Raw genomic sequence first — 21,909 nt, 5'->3', positions numbered from 1 at the left:
CACCTGACGCTTTCCGACAGGTGGCCCCCACCGCACTTCCCGATAAATCCGCTCTTCCCCCTGTAGCGCCCGACGGTTATAGTCAAAAGCCGGATCTGGCGTTTGCTTCAACAGTTTTACCCCGCACGCCAGGCTGGTCTTTTAATAATGAAAAAAGGAAGCCGGCACATGCATTATCATCGCATCCCCCACAGTACGCTGGAAATCAGCAGCCTGGGATTAGGCACCATGACGTTTGGCGAGCAAAACAGTGAAGCCGATGCCCATGCGCAGCTTGATCTGGCGCTCCGTTCCGGCATTAACCTGATCGATACCGCTGAGATGTATCCGGTGCCGCCGCGCCCGGAAACGCAGGGGTTAACCGAAACTTATATCGGCAGCTGGCTGAAGGCGCGCGGCAATCGCGAAAAAGTGGTGCTGGCCTCTAAAGTCGCCGGGCCGGTACGCGGTGCGGATGCTTCAATCCGACCGGGCCAGGCGCTGGATCGCAAGAACATCCGTCAGGCGCTGGACGCCAGCCTGAAGCGGCTGAACACCGACTATCTGGATCTTTACCAGCTGCACTGGCCGCAGCGACAGACCAACTACTTCGGACGGCTGAACTACGAATATGCGGAAGATACCGCCACGGTCACGCTGCTGGAGACGCTGGAAGCGCTGAACGAGCAGGTTCGCGCCGGTAAAATACGCTATATCGGCGTCTCGAACGAAACGCCGTGGGGCGTGATGCGCTATTTACAGCTGGCGGAAAAGCACGAGCTGCCGCGCATTGTCTCTATTCAGAACCCCTACAGCCTGCTGAACCGCAGCTTTGAAGTGGGTCTGGCGGAAATCAGCCAGCACGAAGGCGTCGAGCTGCTGGCCTATTCCTGCCTGGCCTTTGGCACGCTGAGCGGCAAATACCTGAACGGCGCTAAGCCTGCCGGCGCGCGCAACACGCTGTTCAGCCGCTTTACCCGCTACAGCGGCGAACAGGCCGAGCTGGCTATTGCCGGGTATGTGGCGCTGGCGAAAAAGCATAATCTTGACCCGTCCCAGATGGCGCTGGCTTTTGTCCGTCAGCAGCCTTTCGTCGCCAGTACGCTGCTGGGCGCGACTACCCTGGAACAGCTGCAGCTGAATATCGACAGCTATAATCTGACGCTGGATGAGGAAGTGATGCAGGGGCTGGAAGCTATCCATCGCCGCTACACCTTCCCGTCGCCTTAACTCGTTTTTTGACGAAAACGGTTAACGGTAGCCAGTAAAAAGGGGCGGAATAATTCCGCCCCTTTTTTGCTCTGAAAATCCGTTTATTTCCCCACTCTGGTGTGGCGATGCTGCGCCAGCTGCCAGCCCCACAGCACGGCAATCGCCAGCGCAAACAGCGCACCGAAGCCCACGCCGGTGGCTACCGGCGGCGCACCCAGCTTCACGGCCAGCGAGTAAAGCCCCAGCATGATCAGCATCGCGCCGTTTTCGCCCAGGTTTTGTACCGCAATAGCGTTGCCTGCGCCGACGCTCTCCTTGCCGCGCATCTGCAACAGCGCGTTCAGCGGCACCACAAAGAAGCCGCCAAGCATGCCGATAACTATCAGTAATCCGTAAGCCCCTGCCGCCGTGTGCTGCAAGGCGAAAAAGACCACCGCCACGCCAATCAGCACGCCTGCCGGCATGCATCTGCCGACCGTTTTCAGCGTCACCAGCTTCGCGGCCGCGCCTGCGCCGAACACAATGCCGATGGCGACCATGGCATTCAGCAGCGTGGGCGTTTTGTTATCGGTAATACCCAACGCGACCGGCACCCACAGCACCAGCAGAAAACGCAGGGTGACGCCCGCGCCCCAGAAGAGGCTGGTGCCCACCAGCGAAAAACGCGTTTCGCCATTGCGCCACAGCTCGCGACAGGCGTGGAAAAAGCTGAGCGACATGCGCAGTGGATGCCAGCTTTGCCCCGCCCTCGCCGCCGCCAGTTTTGGGATCAGCACGTTCGCCGCTACGGCAAGCCCGTAGGCCAGCACGCAGGCGATAAGCGCGCCGGTCAGGTTCCAGTCCGCCAGCACGCCGCCCGCGATCGATCCCAGCAAAATAGCCGCAATGGTTGAGGATTCCATCAGGCCGTTTGCCTTGACCAGCGTTTCGCCGCCGGTGATTTCGCCCAAAATGCCGTACTTGGCTGGTGAATAGGCCGCCGCGCCAACGCCAACCAGTGCATAGCCGATAAAAGGATTAAAGCCGAAATAGATAGTCAGCGCGCCCAGCAGCTTGAGGCCGTTGGAGACCATCATCACCCGACCTTTGGCGAAGCTGTCCGCAATCTGGCCGACGAAAGGCGCCAGGATGATATAGGTGGCGACAAAAACCATTTGCAGCACCGGCTGGCTCCAGTCCGGATAGACCTGGTTTTTAAGCACCGCCAGCGTGGCGAAGAGCAGCGCATTATCGCCAAAAGCCGACAAAAACTGCGCGGCGATAACCGCCATCATGCCGCGCGAAAGCAGCTTTTCGCTGCCGGATGAGTTATGCATTTTCCGCCTCTTTTTCCGGCTGTTCCGCCATGCTTTTCAGCGTAACGAAGTCGGGTTTCCCGCTGCCCAACAGCGGCAGCTGCGGCAACACGCGAATATCGCGCGGCACCGCCAGCTCCGGCGCGCCCAGCTCGCGAGCCGCCTTCTGCAGTCTGTCGCGGGTTAATTCGCCGTCGGTGGTAAACAGCACCAGCGCTTCGCCACGGTTGCCGTCGGGCTTTATCGACGCGGCGTGCTGTTTTTCTGCCGATGCCTTCAGCGCAATCTGCTCGACAATTTCCAGCGACACCATTTCGCCCGCCAGCTTAGCAAACCGCTTTGCGCGCCCCTGGATCTGACAAAAACCATGCTCGTCAAAGCTGACGATATCACCGGTATCGTACCAGCCTGCTTCCATCTGTCCTTCGCCGTTATCCGCCTGCGGTGCTTCCAGCACGCCTGGTTTTTCTACCCGGAGGTAGCCTTTCATAATATTCGGCCCGCGCAGCTGCAGAAGCCCGCCCTGCTCAATCCCCGGCACGGAAATCAGACGAGAATCCATGCCCGGCAGGATACGCCCGACGGTATGGTTTTTCGCCGCCATCGGCACGTTGATGGCCACCACCGGCGCGCACTCCGTCACGCCGTAGCCTTCCAGAATGCGGATGCCGAATTTCTCCATCCAGACCTGACGCGTGCCCTCCTGCAATTTTTCTGCGCCGGCCACCACGTAGCGCAGGCGCGCGAAATCATACGGATTAGCAAAGCGCGCGTAGTTGCCCAAAAAGGTGGAGGTGCCGAACAGTACGGTGCAGTTCCGGTCATACACCAGCTCCGGAATAATACGATAGTGCAGCGGGCTGGGATAAAGGAACACTTCTGCCCCGGTCATTAGCGGCGTAAACAGCCCAACGGTCAGGCCGAAAGCGTGAAACAGCGGCAGCGCGGACATAAAGCGGTCGCGCGGCGTAAAGTCGGCCACCGTGCGGATTTGTTCCACATTCGCCAGCAGGCTTTTATGCGAATGCACCACGCCTTTAGGATGACCTTCCGAGCCGGAGGTAAACAGCACCATCGCCGCGTCTTCCGGCTGCTGCTGCACTTCAGCATGGCGTGGCAGAAGAAGATGGCCGAGGATCCAGAGTTTATCCTGCGTGGTAATCGTTCCTTTCAGATCTTCCAGAAAGATCCATTTTACCCCGGTAAGCTGCTCGGGCAGATGCCAGAGCTTGCCCTTGTCCAGAAACTGACGGGAGGTGAAAACCGTTTTTACCTCTGCCGCTTTCAGCGCGCTGCCCACGCCTTTAACGCCAGCGGTGTAGTTAAGCATCGCCGGAACGCGGCCACGCATCGACGCGCCCAGGATCGCGGCGGCGGTCACCGTGGTATTCGGCAGCAACAGGCCAATGTATTCGCCTGGCGACGTATAACGCTCCAGGATCCGGCCGACGCCCAGCGATTTCTTCAGCAGCCCCGTGTAGCTGTCAGGCTGCAAATTGACGTCTTCAATACAGGATTTGAAATAGCCATAGCGCGTGCGGGCAGCCAGAAACGCCTGATAAAGCGTCTCGCGCGGGCGCACCGCCATCCGCGCTTCCATCATAATATGGTGCAGATGCTCTCCCGCCAGCCTGCGGCGCTCCCGCGCGGTTTTGGCCTCCGGCATCGGGATGGTGGTGGCAGGAAGCACGGTCATGCTGATACGCGGGAAAAGGCGGCGCTTAAACACGCCGGCCAGGCGACCAAACGGCGAAAACTCCGCGCCCTCTATCCGCAGCGGCACAACGGTAGCCTGCGACTTTGCCGCGACAAAACCGGCACCGTCGTAAATTTTCATCAGCGATCCGGTGACGGTAATTCGCCCCTCGGGAAAAATCACCACCGGACGGCCCTGCGCGATTGTTTTTACCAGACGCTTGACCGACAGCGGCTTTGCCGGATCCAGCGGCACAAAATCCACCAGCGGGCGCACCCAGCGCATATACCATTTTTCGCTGATGGAAGAGTAGACGGCAAATACCGGCTTAACCGGCAAAAACAGCGCCAGCAGCATGCCGTCCAGAAACGACATATGGTTGGGCACAATCAGCACCTTTGGCTGGTGCAGCGGGGAAAGATCGCCAGCCAGCCGGGTACGGTAGAGCACCCCAACCAGCAGACGGAAAAATGAAAGCAGCATGCCATCTCCTTAGCAGATAAATTTGCCTGTAACGATGCAGGATATGGCTGCGCATGACAATGGCGGAACATAAAAATCAGGACGTGCTGAATCAATTTATGTGTGGATACCGCAGCGTTGCAAAAAGATTTGCGGCGCTGGCCGAAGAAACAGGCTCCTGCTGGCGAACAACCAAAACCAGTAGCGCTCACGCTTTTTTAGCACCTGCGCTACACGGCAGCATAAAAAATCAGGCGATGGCAGCCCGGCTCAGCAAGCTGATTTTCCTGCGGCCCATGCCTTTCTCAGCTATTGCCCGGCGTAATAATGCCCCGACGCAGCATGGCCTGCATTATTGTGGCCTGCCAGTGCTGGCTTGTTGCTTCCGGCGAACTGGCGTTCAGACTGCCGGCCAGCCGCATGGCACACGCCTGGGTAAACTGCCCGCGCCCGGTTAACTGGCTGTTATGGTGCAGAAATTCGAGCTGACTGTTAACATCCAGCCTGTCGAAAATAACGCTGACCAACCGGTCCCGCACTTTTTGCGGCATTTCCTGCCAGGCTTTATCCGGCACCGCCTCTTTAAGCACGCCCATGCCGCGGCTGATATGGCTGTCGGAAGCCGCCAGCAGATGATCGGTGCCGCGCCGCCGCGTTTCGGGATCGTCGCTCCACATATCTTCAAGGCTCAGCTCACAGCGTAATCTGACCGCCTGTTCACGACCCGTACGGGAAACGCCGGGCATGCCGGAATCGATAAATCCCCCCAGCAGTTCATCCAGCGCCTGACGATCGTCCGAGTAGGCCACTTCCTCCGTCAGATCCTCACTGCTTATCAGGTGGTTAAGATACCCCACAATCGAAGCCACTTTATTCAGCGTGAAGTTTTCAGGAAGGGCCGCCGTAGCGCGCAGCTCCGCGATGCTGGCTTCATTTCTTTGTTGATTACTGATTACCGGAGCGGCATTTTTCCCCGCCTGGCGCAGCTTTTCGCTGAAGGGCCTGTCGTGCAGCGAACGGCGCTGCTCCGGCGTCAGGGAATCATTAACCAGCTGTTTTGCCAGATGCAGAGCTGATCCAATAGTGAGAGAAGGACGATCCAGCTGCATTTCCCTGCTCAGCATCCAGTTTCTTTCAATGCTTTCAGGTTTCGTTTCGCTGCCGTGACTGAGACGCAGCATTCTGTCGTCATAACCCGGCAGATTACCTATCGAGCTAATCGTACTTTCGGTAAAGCCAAAGGAGCCTCGGGCGCGAATCAAATCACTCTCTACAACCTCAGCAGGACTGTACGACCAGCTCTGCGCCTTCCCTGAATTTGCGTTCAATTTAAAGCTGGGATAGCGCGCTTCCGGTTCGAGGCTATAGGTGTTCAGCATGGAAAAAGGCTTATCGGTATCGTGACCAGCAAAACGGCCGTGCCCGTTTTCGCCGTTAAAACAGTGTTGAGCAATAAAGTTACCGTTATCAATGGCCTGCTGTAGCATTTTTGGCTCATGCCTGATGGCTGCATGAGTAATGTGCGTAAGGAGCTGGCCTTCACCATGATGAAACCAGTTCTGGCTGGCCTCGTAATGGCGAAACCGCTTTTGTAGGGCTTCGTTTCCCTCTGTTTTCGCGCCCACCAGCGTCAGGCTCCCTCCCAGCACTTTGGTTGCGCCCAGATTGCCGAACTTTTGATGGCTTTTGCACAGGAATAAGCGGAGTTCATTATTGGCTAACGCTTCGCTAAAGGTCCCCATTAGCGCCTTCATTTCTCCTTCTTTTTCAATGGTGGTGTCGATAACCACGTTAAGCGGCTCCGCTTTATTTTTGCGGTTTTTCATCTCCTGCCCGATGCCCTCAATCATATCCTGCAAAGACCAACTGTGTTCGGGTTGACTGTTGTGGGCGACAAAGCTGTCGCAGAAAGAGGTGTAAAACGCAGGCGACTGCTTTTGCGGATCGGCCAGCTTGCCGAAGCTGTCCGCATACTCCTCGGCCTCGTAATAGAATTGCGTGCACTTTTCCCCGTTCTTCAGGGGCGCTAATCCGCTGCGGCTGGCGATCAGGGCGGCCTCAAGGGCTTCCGTAAGCGCCTGCATTCCTGAGGATAACAAGAAAGGTTCGATCGGATTGAGCTGCATCGCCTGCTGCGGCGGCAGCGCTTCGCGGATGCGCTGCGAAGCGTACGCCTTAAAGGCGTTGGCCTTGTACGGGCTTATGGCGCCCAGCAACACCTGCATTTCCTCCATCAGCGCCCGGTGAGCGTTGCCGAATCGGGTGCTGTCCGTAGCCAGCGCGGGCATGGCTTCGGCAATAAAGCGGATGCCCTGCAATCCCTGCGCAACCAAAGGATTTTGCTGATGACGCTGGGCCAGCTGCGGGTAGCTGAGTATGCGGGTAAGTTCGTCGATCATATCCGCATCCGCCCGGGCCAGCACGCTGGTGCTGAGCGAGTCAGGTATCTTTCTCAGCTGCGTAACCGGCCCTTGGGCATGAGGAGAGCGAAGCGCCGCAACAGTCAGGTGATTCTGTACTCGCGGGTCGTTGATGAAAGGCTGCTGCTGTGCGCCGACGGCGTTCCGGGCCACCTGATAAGCCGAAGGACGGGCGCCGAATTTATCAGCGAGTAAATCCAGCGCTTGCCAGTCATCCACACTGTCGCAGCTGATGGCAATAATACCCGGCGCGACGGCTTCCTGTTTTAACGGCCCGTGCCCGGGATGCTGGGCCTGGAAACGTTTAACAATTTTATCCGTCATAAATTCGCTGTTGATAAACAGACGCTGCTGCTGCTTCGCCTGCGGATAACGCAGCTGGTAGAGCTGGTGGCACAGATTGAGGGTTTTTCCCGAAGGCGCCATACGCTGATAGTAGCCATTCATTTCATGCCCGATCTCCAGCTTGCCGAACGGGACTTTACCGCTTGTTTCATCATGCGCAAATCCCAGCCCATACTGCGCGGCGGCCACCTGCCCGCCCGGAGTAGCGTTCAATTGCGCGCACCGCATACGCTTCCAGGTTTGCGTTCCCAAAAAATCAGCCGTGGCCGCTTTTTCATAGCGACGCTGGCCCAGCATATGCTGATGCAAATCAGCGCTGAACGTGCCGGGCGCGGCTTCGAGATCGTCCTTTGCCCGGATCTTATTAACCTGCTCTTCAAGCTCAGTAACCTGTTGTTGCAGATGTAAATTCGCCGACCCGCTATCCATACTGTGACGACGCCCGCCAGGCCGCCCGGCCTGGTGAGCCTCTCCGCTGCGCAACGGCGTAGTGCTTTCCTCACGTAACCTGTTTCCCTGGCTCGGGTTTTGGTATGGCCTTAGCTGGCCGGAAACGAATTTCATAAGTTCACCTTATTTTCTAAAGCGCTTTAGTGGCGACGTGAAACTTATGGTTCCTTACAACGATTGCTCCGCCCGGGTTGCTGGCCATTCCATTATTTTACGGGAACCGTTGACGCGTTAAGGACACTAAAGCCCCCTCATATCACATCACTTTTATTGAGGAAGACGCGTGCAGGTTAATCGTTCAGGCATATCGGCGCCCGCTCTGGCTACAGAGCAGAATAAACAGGCAGCCTCTGCAACCCGCCATTTACAAGGGCCGCTAAACGGCTTGCATCATGGCGCGGCTGGCATTAAAGGAAGCGTTGCCCCTGACAACCTTCGGCAAGGATTGTTGGGGATGGGACAGGTCGCCTTGCTTAAAGGAGATAATCAGCAGATGGAGACAGGCGGATGCGGCCCCTGTATTGGCGTAGGCATCACTTATCGTTCTCGTGACGGGGAAACAAGCGGGTTGCTTGCTCATCTGCAACCGGAAGCGGATATCAAAGATTTTGCTGCCAACGTCCGCCAGGCGTTCGACGATCATTTTGAATCTGAAATTAATCTCACGCTGGCTACCGTTCTCGACAAAGATCCGGCCGTTGCCGACCAGCAGCAAACCCGTTTAGCAGCGCTTCAGCAAAATCTCAGGTCGCAATATGATTATCTGGATCTGGACGACGATAACGTCCATGTTTCTACCGCGCACTCTGCGCTTTCCGTCGATCTGGCAGCCAATGAAATAAAAACCAGCCAGGAGACAAAAAAGGATTTCAGCACCGCTGATATGGACTACATGCGCGATCATATGCTGAATGACAGCAGGACGCTGCGCTACTTCACCGAGCCATCCGGGCAGCATTAATAACGCGCGATTAAAACTTTTCGGACGTGCTATATGGGCGCGTCCCAATTTATGCTGCATCAGCCATAACGCTGTCACACAGATGTTTAAACATACTGGCTGAAATAAAGGGATGTTCGGATTGCCTGAGCATTTATATTTTTCGCCGCAGAGGAGAAGTACGCTATGCCGTTACCCGCCATCCACCGCATTGTTACCGGACACGACGCCAAAGGAAAATCAACGATTTATAGCGAGGGTTCGCTGCCTTCGGTCATTGAGACGGAAGCGATCCCGGGGCTGATTTTTCACGAGGTCTGGGAAACGTCGGCATCGCCCGCGCCGGTTAATAACGATCCGGATCCCACTAGCGGACCGGTAATGCACAACGCGCCAACCAACGGCACGCGTATTCGCTTCGTCGATCTGCCGCCCGATGCCTCTTATCTGGATCAGGAAGATAACCGCATTAAAGATCTTTTTGAACAGGTTAACTATACCGACGGGCTGACGGTAAAAGCCGATTCGCCCCATGATGCACCGCAGCGAGGCGGTCGATTATTGCGTGATCGTACACGGCGAAGTTTATCTCGTGCTTGATGACTCAGAGGTGCTGCTCAGGCCCGGCAGCGTAGTTGTACAGCGGGGCACTAATCATGCGTGGTCCAACCGATCGCAGGAGTCCTGCCGTATCCTGTTCGTTCAGCTTGATGGTCGTTACGACCCGGCTCTGGCGGCACAACTGGCGGGAAAATAATATAGGTTACGACCCGGCGTTGGCGGCCCAACCGGCCGGGAAATAATGTAGTTAAGGCTGCCAGAGATATTTTACGGCCAAAGTGGCGATATTTGTGGGCGCTGGAATTTGTATTCGTAATGCGGGCAGTCTTAACGATGATACTGCCCGCCATGCTGATATTCCAATTGCTTTTCAGACCGGTTTCCGCCGGGGCGATAACGCCCATATGTTAGCGCGATGCCTCCCGCCAGCCGCCGCCCAGCGCGGCGATCAGCTGCACGCTGGCGACCCACTGCGTGCTTTGCAACGACAGCAGGCTCTGCTGCTGGCTCAGGCTGCTGTTTTCAGTGGTGGCGACATCCAGATAGTCAATCATCCCCGCTTCATACTGGTTACGCGTGACGCGGGCCGACTCCTGCGCCGCCGAGGTGGCGTTTTGCTGCGCCACGATTTCGTTTTGCAGCGTGTGCAGCTCCACCAGGTAGTTTTCCACCTCCTCAAAGCCGGTCAGCACCGCCTGGCGATAGCTGGCCACATCGGCGTTATAGGCCGCTCTCGCCTGCTCCACTTTCGCCGAGGTGGCGCCAAAGTCCAGCAGCGTGCCGCTGAGCGACGGCCCGAGCGACCAGACGCGATTCGGCAGCGACAGCAAATTATGCAGCGCCGAGCTGGTAAAGCCGCCGGTGGCGCTCAGCGTAAGGTCGGGATAGTAGCCTGCGATCGCCACGCCAACGGCGGCATTGGCCGCTGCCACAGTGCGTTCTGCGTAAGCGATATCCGGGCGGCGCTCAAGCAGCGTCGAGGGCACGGCCTGCGGGATGGCGGGCAGCGTGGCGGTCATCGCTTTCGTTACCGGCAGGCTGAATTCCGCCGGCGTTTTACCGAGCAGGATAGCGATAGCGTGTTCGGTTTGTGCCCGCTGCCAGCTGAGGTCGAGCGCCGAAGCCCGCGAGGTTTCCAGCTGCATTTGCGCCTGCGCGAGCGTGGCGCGAGACTCGCTGCCAGCCTGATATTTATTCTCAATAATAGTCAGGTAGCGCTGGTAAGCCTCAACGCTTTGCTGATACAGCGCGATCTGCTGGTCCATAATGCGCAGCTGAAAATAATCCTGCGCCAGCTCGGACTGGGCGCTGAGGGTGATATTCGCCAGCTCCGCCTCGCTGGCCTGCGCGCTGGCTTTGTTCTCTTCCAGCGTGCGCCGCAGCTTGCCCCAGATATCCACTTCCCAGCTGGCGCTGGCCTGTAGCGAATGGCTGTCGCTGGCGGTGCGCTGGCCCGTGCCCGTGGAAGCGCTGCCGCTGCGCGTTGAGGAACCGCTGTAGGTCGCACCGGGCAGAAGGTCAGAGCGTGCTTCACCTACCAGCGCCCTGGCCTGGCGATACTGCGCTTCATACTGCGCCACGTTCTGGTTTGAAACGGCAACCTGCCGCAGCAGACCGCTCAGCGTATTGTCATGATAGACCGACCACCAGTCGCCTTTGTTTTGTGCATCCTGCGGTGCGGCCTCGCGCCAGCCCTGCGCTTCTTTATAGTGCGCGGGCACGCTCACCGCCGGACGATGGTAATCGGGGCCGACGGCGCAGCCGCTCAGCAGCAGCGCCAGGAAAACAGGCGCGAGCCTGGAACTTGTCCTTTGCCCGGACAGAAACGGTAATTTTTTCATTGTCATTATTTAAGCTCTGAGGCGCGCCCACTGACGTTTAGCGGCGCGGCTGGCACGATCGAGATAGAGGTAAACCACCGGCGTGGTAAACAGTGTTAACAGCTGGCTCAGCGCCAGGCCGCCAGCGATGGCCAGGCCCAACGGACTGCGCAGATCGGCGTCGCCGCCGCTGCCCAGCGCCAGCGGCAGCGCGCCGAAAAAGGCGGCCAGCGTGGTCATCATAATGGGGCGGAAGCGCATCAGGCAGGCCTGCACAATCGCCTGCTGCGGCGTCATGCCCTGCTTGCGTTCCGCCGCCAGCGCGAAGTCGATCATCATAATGGCGTTCTTTTTTACGATGCCGATCAGCAGCAGAATGCCTATCAAGGCGATCACCGTCAGCTGCGTGCCGGTCAGCAGCAGCAGCAACAGCGCGCCAACGCCTGCGGACGGCAGCGTGGAAAGGATGGTCAGCGGATGAATATAGCTTTCATAGAGCATCCCCAGCACGATATAGACGGCCGCCAGCGCGGCAAGGATCAGCCACGGCATGGACGCGGTGAGATCGCCAAAGGCTTTCGCCGTGCCCTGGAAACCGGCCTGAATATCGCCCGGCAGCGCAATCTTCGCCATCGCGGCTTTAATCAGTGCCGAAGCCTGCTCCAGCGAAACGCCGTCCGCCAGGTTAAAGGCAATCGTGCTGGTGGCCGACTGGCCCTGGTGCGCCACCGACAGCGGCGCGTTGGCGCCGCTGAAGCGGGCGAAAGCCGAAAGCGGCACCTGGTCGCCGGCATCGTTAATCACATACAGCTTGTTAAGCGTTTCCGGATCGCGCGTCCACGCATTCTGCAACGACATCACCACATGATACTGATTCAGCGTCTTGTACAGCGTGGCGACCTGGCGCTGCGCAAACGAATTATTCAGCAGCGTATCGACCATCTCCACGTTGACCCCCAGCCGTTTGGCGCGATCGCGATCGATCGTGACCATTACCTCCTGGCCGCCGGTTTGTGAGTCGGAATCGACGCTGGTCAGCTGTGGGATCGCCTCCAGCGCGGCCTTGACCTTCGGCGTCCAGACACGCAGCGTCTCCAGATTGTCAGCCTGAAGGCTGTACTGATAGCTGGCGTTGGCGCTGCGGCCGCCGATATGAATATCCTGCGCCGCCATCAGAAACAGCTCCACGCCCGGCACGTTGCGCGTTTTGCCGCTCAGCCGGTTGGCGACTTCCGTCGCCGTCGCGTCACGTTGGTCGAAGTCTTTCAGATGCACGAAAAAGTTGGCGGTGTTGCGCGAACCGAACGCGCCGCTGCCCATTGACGACATCACGCCGTCCACCGCCGGATCCTGCTGGATCAGTCTGGCGAACGCCTCCATTTTCGGCTTCATCGCCTGGAAAGAGACGTTTTGATCGGCGCGCAGCATCCCCATCAGCAGACCGGTATCCTGATTGGGGAAAAAGCCTTTCTGCACCACCGAATAGAGAAACAGATTGAGGATCACCGTCAGCATCAAGCTAAACAGCGTCAGCCGCTGATGGCGCATCACCCAGTTCAGCCCGCGGGCGTAGGCGGCCAGCAGACGATTAAGGCCGTTTTCGATCCACTGATAAAGCGGATGCGGCCGCGCGGTGACGCCGGGTTTACGCTTCAGCAGCCGCGAACAGAGCATCGGCGTGAGGCTGAGCGACACCAGCATAGAGATAATCAGCGAAACGGTCAGCGTCACCGCAAACTCGCGAAACAGGCGGCCAACGATGCTGCCCATCAGCAGGATCGGGATAAACACCGCCACCAGCGACAGCGTCATCGACAGCACGGTAAAGCTCACCTCGTTCGCGCCTTTCAGCGCGGCGCGCACCGGGCTTAGCCCCTCTTCTATATAGCGCGTGATGTTTTCCAGCACCACGATGGCGTCGTCCACCACAAAGCCGGTGGCGATGATCAGCGCCATCAGCGACAGGTTATCCAGGCTGTAGCCGAGCAAATACATCACCGCACAGGTGCCCACCAGCGAAACGGGCAGCGCCAGCGCGGGAATGGCCACCGCCTGCAAATTGCGTAAGAAAATAAAGACCACGCCAATCACCAGCGCGATGGCGATCAGCAACGTTTCTTCGGTGTCATAAAGGGACGCGCGCACGTTGGGAGAGCGGTCAACCACGATTTTCAGCGAGACGTCGGCCGGCAGGTTTTCCTCCAGCGCCGGCAGCTGCGCTTTGATGGCATCAATGGTTTGCAGCATATTGGCGCCCGCCTGGCGCGTGACGCCGATCATCACCGACGGCGAACCGTTGAAGTAGCCGACGTTGTACTGGTCCTCTACCGAATCGTAAACGGTGGCGACGTCGCTGAGGCGGATAGCGCGGCCGTGCTGATAGCTGACCACCAAATCGCGGTACTGCTTTGCGCCGTCCAGCTGGCTGTTGCCGTCAATCACCCAGCTCTGGTTAGCGCCCTGCAACATCCCTTTCGGCAGATTGCTGGTGCTGTTGGCGATGGCGGCGCGCACCGTATCCAGCGAGATCCCGGCATGGGCCAGCATTTGCGGCTGTAGATCTATTCTGACCGCCGGCAGCGCGCTGCCCATCAGCGAGACGTCGCCGACGCCCTGCACCTGCGCGATTTTCTGGTCGATTTTGCTCTCGGCGATATCGTACAGCTCGCCCTTGGAGCGAGTGGTGGACGTCAGCGCCAGCATCACAATCGGCGCGTCGGACGGGTTGGCTTTACGATAGGTCGGCAGCGACGGCATGCTGCTCGGCAGCAGGCTGCGCGAGGCGTTGATCGCCGCCTGCACATCCCGCGCCGCGCCGTTGATGTCGCGGGTCAGCTCAAACTGCAAAATGATATTGCTGGAGCCCTGCGAGCTGCTGGAGGTCATCTCGGTAATGCCTGCGATTTGCCCCAGCGCGCGCTCCAGCGGCGTAGCGACCGTGGCCGCCATCGTCTCCGGGCTGGCGCCCGGCAGGCTGGCGGAAACCATAATGGTCGGGAAATCGACCTGCGGCAGCGGCGCGACGGGCAGCAAACGGTAGCCCAGCGCGCCCAGCAGCAGCAGCGCCAGCGTTAACAGCAGCGTGGTGACGGGCCGGAAGATAAAAAAGCGCGTAATCATTTAGCCGCCCGCATTCTGCGGCGTACCCGCCCGGCCAGGCGATCGAACCACAAATAGATCACCGGCGTGGAGAACAGCGTCAGCAGCTGGCTGAAGATCAGACCGCCGACAATCACCAGCCCCAGCGGCTGACGCAGTTCCGCGCCCGAGCCGGAAGCCAGCATCAGCGGCAGCGCGCCAAGCAGCGCCGCCATGGTGGTCATCAGGATCGGTCGGAAGCGCAGCAGACAGGCCTGGTGGATCGCTTCCCGCGGGCTGAGGTGCTGCTTTTTCTCCGCATCCAGCGCAAAGTCGATCATCATAATCGCGTTCTTTTTCACAATGCCGATCAGCAATATCACGCCAATCAGCGCTATCAGGCTGAATTCCGTACCCGCCAGCAGCAGCGTCAGCAGCGCGCCGACCGCCGCCGACGGCAGCGTGGAGAGAATGGTCACCGGATGAATAAAGCTTTCATAAAGGATGCCCAGCACCACGTACATGGTCAGCAGCGCGGCCAGGATCAGCCACAGCGTGTTGCCGGTAGCGTTCTGGAAGGCTTCGGTTTCGCCCTGATAGCGCAGCGTCATGCTGGACGGCAGCTTCAGGCTTTGCTGCGTCTCTGCTATCGCCTTTTGCGCCTCTTCCAGCGAATAGCCGTCGTTAAGATTGAACGACACGGTCACCGCCGGAAACTGGTTCAGCCGCATATGCACCAGCGAGCCGATGCGCTGATGAATGGTGGCGATGGAGGTCAGCCGCACCATGCCGCCGCTGGTCGAGGAACTGCTGTCCGAGGACGAACTGCTGTTGGAATTGGTTGAGGCAGCGGCGCCGCTGCTCGTGGAGGTGGTCGAGGACGAAGCGGCAGCCGCCAGCCAGATGTCGTTAAACGAGGCCGGAGACTGCTGATACTGCGGCGCAACCTCCAGCACCGCCCGGTACTGATTCGACTGGGTAAAAATGGTGGAGACCAGCCGCTGGCCGAAAGCGTTATACAGCGCGGTATCCACGTCGGCGGCGGTAATGCCGTAACGCGCCGCCGCATCGCGGTTCAGTTCGACCCAGGCGACCTGCCCCTGATCCTGCAAATCGCTGACCACCGAGCTGAACTCCGGCCGTTTTTCCAGCGCGGCCACCAGCTTCGGCGTCCAGGCGACCAGGTTCTCGCTGTCGGCGTCGTCCAGCGAGAACTGATAGCGATCCGGCGTGACCCGATCGTTGACCGTCAGATCCTGCGCGGCCTGCATATAAAGCTGAATGCCCGGCACGCTGCGGGTCGCCTGTTGCAGTTCGGCAATCACCTGGTCGGCCCGCTCGTCGCGCTGGTCAAACGACTTCAGGTTGATTTGCAGCCGCCCGCTGTTCAGGCTGGTATTGTTGCCGTCGATGCCGATAGTGGAAGAAAGACTCGCCACCGCCGGGTTCTTCAGCACGATAGCCGCCAGCTGCTGCTGCCGCTTCGCCATTTCACCAAAAGAAACGTCCTGAGAAGCCACGGTCACGCCCTGGATTAACCCGGTATCCTGCGCCGGGAAAAAGCCTTTGGGAATAACCAGATAGAGCAGCGCGGTCAGCGCCAGCGTCGCCAGCGCTACCAGCAACGTCAGGCGCTGATGGTTAAGCACTATCGTCAGCAGGCGATCGTAACCGGCCACCAGCTTATCGAAGAACTGACCGCCCTTGCGGTAAAAGCGGCTCTGCTTCTCTTCCGGGATATGGCGCAGCAGACAGGCGCAAAGCATCGGCGTAAGCGTCAGCGAAACCAGCATCGAAACCAGAATCGACACCGCCAGCGTAATGGCGAACTCGCGAAACAGCCGTCCGACCACGTCGCCCATAAACAGCAGCGGGATCAGCACCGCAATCAGCGAAAAGGTCAGCGAGATAATGGTGAAGCCAATCTGCGCCGAGCCTTTCAGCGCCGCTTCCATCGGCGTTTCGCCCTGCTCCAGCCGTCTTGAGATGTTTTCCACCACCACGATAGCGTCGTCAATAACGAAACCGGTGGCGATGGTCAGCGCCATCAGCGACAGGTTATTCAGGCTGAAGCCCGCCAGATACATCACGCCAAAGGTACCGACCAGCGACAGCGGCACCGCCACGCTCGGGATCAGCGTCGCCGCCACGTTGCGCAGAAACAGAAAGGTCACCATCACCACCAGCGCAATCGACAGCATCAGCTCAAACTGCACGTCGCTGATGGAGGCGCGAATGGTCTGGGTACGGTCGGAGAGGATCTGCACTTTTACCCCGTCCGGCAGCGCGGCCTGAAGCGTCGGCAGCTGCTTTTTAATGTTGTCCACCACCGCAATCACGTTGGCGCCGGGCTGGCGCTGGACGCTAATCACAATCGCCGGGCTGTTATTGGCCCAGGCCGACTGATAGCTGTTTTCCGCCGCCTCTTCGATATGGGCGATATCCTTCAGCCGCAGCGCCGCGCCGTTCTGATATGTAAGGATCAGGTTGCCGTATTCCTCTGCGGTGCGCAGCTGGTCGTTGGCGTCGATGGTTATCGAATGGTATTTGCCGTCGAAACCGCCTTTCGAGCCGTTGACGTTGCTGTTGCTAATCAGCGTATTGACGTCTTCCAGCGTCAGCCCGTGCGCCGCCAGCGCTTTGGGATCCATCTGCACGCGGATAGCGGGCTGATGGCCGCCTGCCAGCGTCACCATGCCGACGCCGGAGATTTGCGACAGCTTCAGCGCGACGCGGGTGTTGACCAGGTCCTGGACTTTAATCAGCGGCAGCGTATCCGAGCTGGCCGCCAGCGTGATCACCGCCGTATCCGCCGGGTTCACCTTTTTATAGGTTGGCGGATTAGGCAAGTCGGAGGGCAGCAGGCTGTTGGCGGCGTTGATCGCCGCCTGCACTTCCTGCTCCGCCACGTCCAGCGACAGATCCAGCGAGAACTTCAGCGTGATCACCGACGAGCCGCCCGAGCTGCTGGAGGCCATCTGGCTCAGGCCCGCCATCTGCCCCAGCTGCCTTTCCAGCGGCGCGGTAACGCCCGATGCCATAACATCCGGACTCGCGCCCGGATAGAGCGTGGTGACCTGAATGGTCGGATAATCCACCTGCGGCAGCGCGGAGGTCGAAAGAAACTTATAGGCGAAAACGCCGGAGATCAGCACGCCGATCATCAGCAGGATAGTGGCGACCGGACGCGCGATAAAAATGCGGGACGGATTCATTGCGCTTTCGCTTTGTCGCTGGCGGCCGGGGTTTCATCAGCCGTAACCACAGAGACTTTACTGCCGTTGCTTAGCCGATCGATGCCTACGGTAACGACCTGCTCGCCCGCCTTCACGCCTTCAGTAATCGCCTGCTGCGTGTCGCCCAGCGTCGGCCCGGTTTTCACCGCGCGGCGCGTAACCGTTTTATCGCTGCCGATCACGTAGACGAAGCTGCCGTCGCTGCTGAGCTGCAACGCCTGCGCCGGGATCACGGTCGCCTGCTTCAGGGTGCCGGTTTGCAGCCGTAGATCCACAAACTGGTTGGGATAGAGCGCCTCGTCCTGATTGTCGAACAGCGCTTTCAGCTCGACCGTGCCGGTAGCGGTGTCGATCTGGTTGCTGATAAACCGCACGCTGCCGGAAGCCAGCGCCTTATCGCCATCCTGATCGAACGCGGTTGCCGGCAGCGTCTGCCCGTTGTGCAGCGCCTTAATCAGCGTGGGAATGTTGCTTTGCGGAACGCTGAAAGTTACGGCGGCGGGCTGCATCTGGGTAATGGTCACCAGGCCGGTGGTGTCGCTGCTCTGCACCATATTGCCTTCGTCAACCAGGCGCAGGCCAACGCGCCCGGAAACCGGCGCAGTGATGCGTGCAAATTCAATATTCAGCTTTGCCGAGGCGATTTGCGCCTGGTCGGCTTTTACCGCCCCGCGATACTGCCCCACCGTGGCGGCCTGCGTATCCAAATCCTGGCGGGCTAAAGAGTCCTGCGCATAGAGCTTGCGGTAGCGCGCCAGCGTCAGCTCCGCGCTTTGCAGCAGCGCCTGGTTCTGGCTGAGATCGCCCTGGTACTGCGCCAGCGTGGCCTCATAGCTGCGTGGATCGATCTGCGCCAGCAGCTGGCCGGCTTCGACCTGCTGCCCTTCCGTAAAGTAAACTTTCATCAGCTGCCCGTCCACGCGGCTGGTAACGGTAACGGTAGCATTAGGGATCACCGTGCCGAGTGCGGTCAGGTAAACCGGCACGTCGGCGGTCGTAACCAGCCCGGCGTGAACCGCTACCGGGCCGGCCATCATCATGCCGGGGCCGCCTGGCCTGCCCGCGCCGCTGCCGTGCGGCCAGAAACGCCAGACCAGCAAAATGGCCAGAATAATAAGAGCGGCAAGGATAAGTTTGCGACGGAAGGGTTTTGCTGTTGTAGAGGTCATGAGGCTCAGTCGGATCAAATAAAACAAAGAAGCGGCAGCATCTCGTCACCGCCAGAAAAAAGCAGGTCATCTGACCCGGCGGTATTATGATTGAGCAGGCTGATTAAATTCCATGCTCAGAACGTAAGGTTTCCGTTAAGGGTGGTTTACAAGTCCCAGCCGTCGAATTCAGACCGCCGCGTTATTGCCATCTGCCGTCAGGGTGTGGGCATTTTAAGCACGGGCGAAAAAAAAGCTGGCAGCAAGGCCAGCTTTTATCAGTGTCGCGCCGCGATTAAAAGGCGATATCCACGCCACCACGGAAGACCGACTCGTCGCCTTTCTCCGCCACGTGCTTGTCCACTCGCAGGAACAGGCGCGCATCTTTCGCTTTGCCTACGTCCAGCCGCATCCCGTACCACTGAGAATCCCTGTCCAGCGTCATGCCCGGAATGGCGAAGCTGTCGCCTTCAGAACCGGTGCCTGTCCAGCGGGCATTCACATCCAGCGACGGATTGGTAAAGGCGTGCTGGTGCTCGCCGTAGACGGAAAGCAGCGACCACCATTGATCGACCTCAAGCAGAGGCGCGCTCAGGTTAAGGCCGGTGAGGCCAACGGTGCGGCTGTAACGGGCGCTGTCGCCTTGCAGTCCCAGCGCGCCGGCCTCATCGTTAAAGCCGCCGGTATAGAGCTGGCTCAGCTTCATGCCGACATAAGGTTGCAGCATCAGCCTGTCGTCCAGCGACCAGCGGTAGCCGGTTTTGACCAGCGCCTGCCAGCTGTCGTTGCGCGTTTCTGATGAAGATGAACGCACGCCGTTCAGCAGCAGCACGCGATCGAGATCGGTCTCGCCATGCTGATAGCTCAGGTTGCCCTGCCAGAACCATTCCGGCGTTACGGCATACTGTCCATAAAGCATAACGCCCTGCAAACTGTTGGTGCTGTTGCCGCCGCTGCCTTCGTAGCTGGCCCGGATTTCGCTATCGGTGACGGCCGCGCCTACCCGCAGTCCCGGCACGTCGAAACTGCTGTCCACGCCAATCGCCGTAGTGTTGGTGCGGTAGTGGCTGCCCTGATAACCATCCTGCTGCAAATCGCCGTGCAGCGTGCCCGTTTCCGCCCACATGCCGTAAGGCTTTTGCCGCGCCGGATCGAGGCGGTTATTCAGCAGCTGGTTCTGGTAATCCAGGCTGTTGAAGAGAATAGCATTGCCGCTGGCGTGTGCCTGGCCGGAAAGCGAATCCAGCACCGCTTCAGCCGCCGCGCCGCTGCCGATACGCTGGAAAGCCGCCGCATCCTGCAACAGTTCGGTTTGCTGCGCGGAAAGGCCCGACTGCGTCGACAGCCTGTCGGCCGCCTGCAACGCCCGCTCGACGTTGGCGGCGCTTTGCAGCGTTGCTTTGCCGGTCAGTCCCGCCGCCTGGGCCGCCTGAACGGTATTCACTCGCTGAAAATGTCCGGTAACGCTGTTGGCGCTGTAGGCCGCCGTGCCTTTCAGGAAGACGCCGGTATCCACGCTGGCGAACTGCCCGCTGATGCCCTGTCCGCTTTCCAGCAGCGATTCGTTGGTCTGCACAATATAGGTATCGGAAGGCAAGGTAACCTGAAGCGCGCCGTTGAGCGTCGCCGGGCCTGCAACCGTCAGCGGCTGAGAGAGCGTTATCCGCAGCGTGCCGTCGGCGCTTTGCTGATAGCTGCCGACCACGCGCAGCCCGCCAGCGGCGGTGGTTACCACCGTGCCCTGGTTGCTCAGATTACCGTTGATCCGGCCCGAGCCTGCCAGCAGCCCGCTGCCCGTTACGCGCACGTCGCTGGCGACGCTGCCGTCGATAAACAGACTGTTGCTTTCCACCCGTGTTGCGCCGGTGTAGGTGTTATTGCCGCTCAGCGTCAGGCTGCCGCCCGCGTTGCTGGCGCCGCTGACAATCAGGCCGCCGCTGCCGCTGATATCGTTGGCAAACACGTAGCTGCCGTAGGTCAGCGCGGCGGTAAAGTCATCGCCATAAAACATGCCCGGGCCTCGTAACGCCTTATCGACATTCACATTTCCCCAGCCGAAGGTGTTGTTATAGGGCCGCCCGTTGGCGGTGTCCTGGCTGACGCCCGCCACGGCATCGCTGTGGTAATCCGCCGTCGTCAGCAAAGTTTGCTGAAGGTTGTAGCCGGTCATCCACGGAAACTGCGCCGACACACGGGATGCCGCGCCGGTCACGCGAGGTGCGGCGAAAGAAGTGCCGTATTTGCGACCCAGCGTGCCGTTGTCCTGCAGGTAATCCGCATAGCCGGGCGCGGCCAGACACCAGGCGGCGACATCGCCACAGGCGTCAAACACAAACAGCTCCGGCGGACGGCTGCCCTGCGCCACGGTATAGCCAGGCACATAGCCGGTCACGGCGATCAGCCCTTTTTGCAGGCTGGGGTCATTGTAGATTAAAGGGATCTGCGCGTTCGGCGAAGGCGTGGACGTCCCGTTGTTGCCGGTCACCACTACGCCCAACGCGTTAGCGCTGACGATGCTGCTCAGGCTGTCACGCAGCAGATCGTAACGCCCGCTGGTTCTGGCGCTTTGCTGCTGTGCCGTAGTAGCCAGCCGCTCGCTGGAAGCATAAGACATGTTAATTATTTTTACGCCGTTATTGAGCAGCCCGCTGATAGCCTTTTGCGTATCCTGGTAATAAAAAAGGTTATTACTGGAAGCCTGCGCTATCCATAAATCGCTGTCCGGCGCCACGCCGCCGGCAAACGCCCCGCTGGCCAGGCCGGCCGCCGTCAGCGCCACCAACGTGCCGTGCCCTGCCTGACCGTTATTATCGTTCAGGGTCTGGCTGCCGCCGGAAAGATAAGAGGCGAAATGGACATTGTCGTAGTTGATGTCAGAACGACCGGCCGCCAGGCCCGAATCGACAATACCGACTTTAACCTTGCCGTAGGTAACGACTGGCGAAACCGGCATCGGCTCTGGGGTTGGCGCCGAATCGGTAGTCGGCGTCGTCTCGGCTACGGGTTCGGTTGTCGGCGTCGGCGTCGGCGTCGGCGTTGGCGCGGGATTGTTTACAGGCGCCGGCGCCATGTTCAGCGTTTCGCCACCACCACCGCCGCCGCCGCCACCACCACCACATCCGACAAGTAATAACGTACTGATTAAAACGGCCAGCACCGATAGCTGAGAAGGTGCCGGAAAGTCAGGAGTCGATCTGATAATGTGCACGAATGTCCTCTTGGATCGTATGAAAGTAGAGCCATCCATGCTTTGATATAAACAGTTTA

The 21,909-nt window shown here is 59.3% G+C and carries 12 protein-coding genes; 4 read left to right on the top strand and 8 right to left on the bottom strand.

Annotated elements, in window-relative coordinates:
* Positions 1-168: 168 nt before the first annotated feature.
* A complete protein-coding gene (locus tag QZH36_RS09830) occupies positions 169-1,209 on the top strand; it encodes an NADP(H)-dependent aldo-keto reductase (RefSeq protein ID WP_125287383.1) in 1,041 nt (346 codons plus the stop codon).
* Between the two features lie 83 nt (positions 1,210-1,292).
* Here the strand turns inward: QZH36_RS09830 and lplT are convergent, their stop codons facing one another.
* The 3 genes from lplT to QZH36_RS09815 all read right to left on the bottom strand — a co-directional run bounded on the left by lplT (position 1,293) and on the right by QZH36_RS09815 (position 7,973).
* On the bottom strand, positions 1,293-2,507 hold the full coding sequence (gene lplT, locus QZH36_RS09825; RefSeq protein ID WP_301730089.1) for a lysophospholipid transporter LplT: 1,215 nt from the start codon (positions 2,505-2,507) through the stop codon (positions 1,293-1,295).
* The gene (gene aas / locus QZH36_RS09820; RefSeq protein ID WP_301252539.1) at positions 2,500-4,665 is read right to left on the bottom strand and encodes a bifunctional acyl-ACP--phospholipid O-acyltransferase/long-chain-fatty-acid--ACP ligase; all 2,166 of its coding nucleotides are present in this window, start codon (positions 4,663-4,665) and stop codon (positions 2,500-2,502) included. Before aas ends, lplT begins: the two co-directional genes overlap by 8 nt.
* 284 nt (positions 4,666-4,949) lie before the next feature.
* Complete coding sequence (locus QZH36_RS09815) at positions 4,950-7,973, bottom strand: hypothetical protein (protein WP_301730088.1); 3,024 nt, start codon at positions 7,971-7,973, stop codon at positions 4,950-4,952.
* Positions 7,974-8,352: 379 nt separating this feature from the next.
* Here QZH36_RS09815 and QZH36_RS09810 point away from each other — a divergent pair, with 379 nt between their 5' ends.
* The 3 genes from QZH36_RS09810 to QZH36_RS21395 all read left to right on the top strand — a co-directional run bounded on the left by QZH36_RS09810 (position 8,353) and on the right by QZH36_RS21395 (position 9,556).
* Entirely contained in the window at positions 8,353-8,820 is a 468-nt protein-coding gene (locus QZH36_RS09810) for a hypothetical protein (RefSeq protein WP_253458725.1), read from the top strand.
* A 165-nt stretch (positions 8,821-8,985) separates the two neighbouring features.
* Positions 8,986-9,399: a cupin domain-containing protein gene (locus QZH36_RS09805; RefSeq protein ID WP_301730087.1), complete on the top strand. Its 414-nt coding sequence runs from the start codon at positions 8,986-8,988 to the stop codon at positions 9,397-9,399.
* Complete coding sequence (locus QZH36_RS21395) at positions 9,332-9,556, top strand: cupin domain-containing protein (protein WP_367652768.1); 225 nt, start codon at positions 9,332-9,334, stop codon at positions 9,554-9,556. The genes QZH36_RS09805 and QZH36_RS21395 overlap by 68 nt, the downstream gene beginning before the upstream one ends.
* A 211-nt stretch (positions 9,557-9,767) precedes the next feature.
* Here QZH36_RS21395 and QZH36_RS09800 read toward each other — a convergent pair whose 3' ends face one another.
* The 5 genes from QZH36_RS09800 to QZH36_RS09780 form a co-directional block, all read right to left on the bottom strand.
* Complete coding sequence (locus QZH36_RS09800) at positions 9,768-11,201, bottom strand: efflux transporter outer membrane subunit (RefSeq protein WP_301730086.1); 1,434 nt, start codon at positions 11,199-11,201, stop codon at positions 9,768-9,770.
* 9 nt (positions 11,202-11,210) lie between these two features.
* A complete protein-coding gene (locus tag QZH36_RS09795) occupies positions 11,211-14,300 on the bottom strand; it encodes a multidrug efflux RND transporter permease subunit (protein WP_301730085.1) in 3,090 nt (1,029 codons plus the stop codon).
* Positions 14,297-17,473 carry an efflux RND transporter permease subunit gene (locus tag QZH36_RS09790; protein WP_301730083.1) on the bottom strand — a complete coding sequence of 1,059 codons (3,177 nt, stop codon included), beginning with the start codon at positions 17,471-17,473 and terminating at the stop codon, positions 14,297-14,299. The genes QZH36_RS09795 and QZH36_RS09790 overlap by 4 nt, the downstream gene beginning before the upstream one ends.
* Positions 17,470-18,663 (bottom strand): MdtA/MuxA family multidrug efflux RND transporter periplasmic adaptor subunit, encoded by a 1,194-nt coding sequence (locus QZH36_RS09785; protein ID WP_301730082.1) that lies wholly within the window; start codon positions 18,661-18,663, stop codon positions 17,470-17,472. Before QZH36_RS09785 ends, QZH36_RS09790 begins: the two co-directional genes overlap by 4 nt.
* Positions 18,664-18,937: 274 nt before the next feature.
* The gene (locus QZH36_RS09780; RefSeq protein ID WP_301730081.1) at positions 18,938-21,850 is read right to left on the bottom strand and encodes a S8 family serine peptidase; all 2,913 of its coding nucleotides are present in this window, start codon (positions 21,848-21,850) and stop codon (positions 18,938-18,940) included.
* Between the last annotated feature and the right edge of the window lie 59 nt (positions 21,851-21,909).

It is taken from the genome of Erwinia wuhanensis, assembly GCF_030484085.1.
GTDB classification, from domain to species: Bacteria; Pseudomonadota; Gammaproteobacteria; order Enterobacterales; family Enterobacteriaceae; genus Erwinia; species Erwinia aeris.
The sequence above is the reverse complement of the archived record's forward strand: the minus strand, read 5'-3'. Positions and strand labels throughout refer to the sequence as shown.

Bases quoted from the DNA above. Each gene is read 5' to 3' on its own strand.
- QZH36_RS09830 (WP_125287383.1), top strand. From the start codon at position 169: ATGCATTATCATCGCATCCCCCACAGTACGCTGGAAATCAGCAGCCTG.
- QZH36_RS21395 (WP_367652768.1), top strand. From the start codon at position 9,332: ATGATGCACCGCAGCGAGGCGGTCGATTATTGCGTGATCGTACACGGC.
- QZH36_RS09790 (WP_301730083.1), bottom strand. From the start codon at position 17,473: ATGAATCCGTCCCGCATTTTTATCGCGCGTCCGGTCGCCACTATCCTG.
- QZH36_RS09795 (WP_301730085.1), bottom strand. From the start codon at position 14,300: ATGATTACGCGCTTTTTTATCTTCCGGCCCGTCACCACGCTGCTGTTA.
- QZH36_RS09785 (WP_301730082.1), bottom strand. From the start codon at position 18,663: ATGACCTCTACAACAGCAAAACCCTTCCGTCGCAAACTTATCCTTGCC.
- QZH36_RS09815 (WP_301730088.1), bottom strand. From the start codon at position 7,973: ATGAAATTCGTTTCCGGCCAGCTAAGGCCATACCAAAACCCGAGCCAG.
- lplT (WP_301730089.1), bottom strand. From the start codon at position 2,507: ATGCATAACTCATCCGGCAGCGAAAAGCTGCTTTCGCGCGGCATGATG.
- QZH36_RS09800 (WP_301730086.1), bottom strand. From the start codon at position 11,201: ATGAAAAAATTACCGTTTCTGTCCGGGCAAAGGACAAGTTCCAGGCTC.
- QZH36_RS09805 (WP_301730087.1), top strand. From the start codon at position 8,986: ATGCCGTTACCCGCCATCCACCGCATTGTTACCGGACACGACGCCAAA.
- aas (WP_301252539.1), bottom strand. From the start codon at position 4,665: ATGCTGCTTTCATTTTTCCGTCTGCTGGTTGGGGTGCTCTACCGTACC.
- QZH36_RS09810 (WP_253458725.1), top strand. From the start codon at position 8,353: ATGGAGACAGGCGGATGCGGCCCCTGTATTGGCGTAGGCATCACTTAT.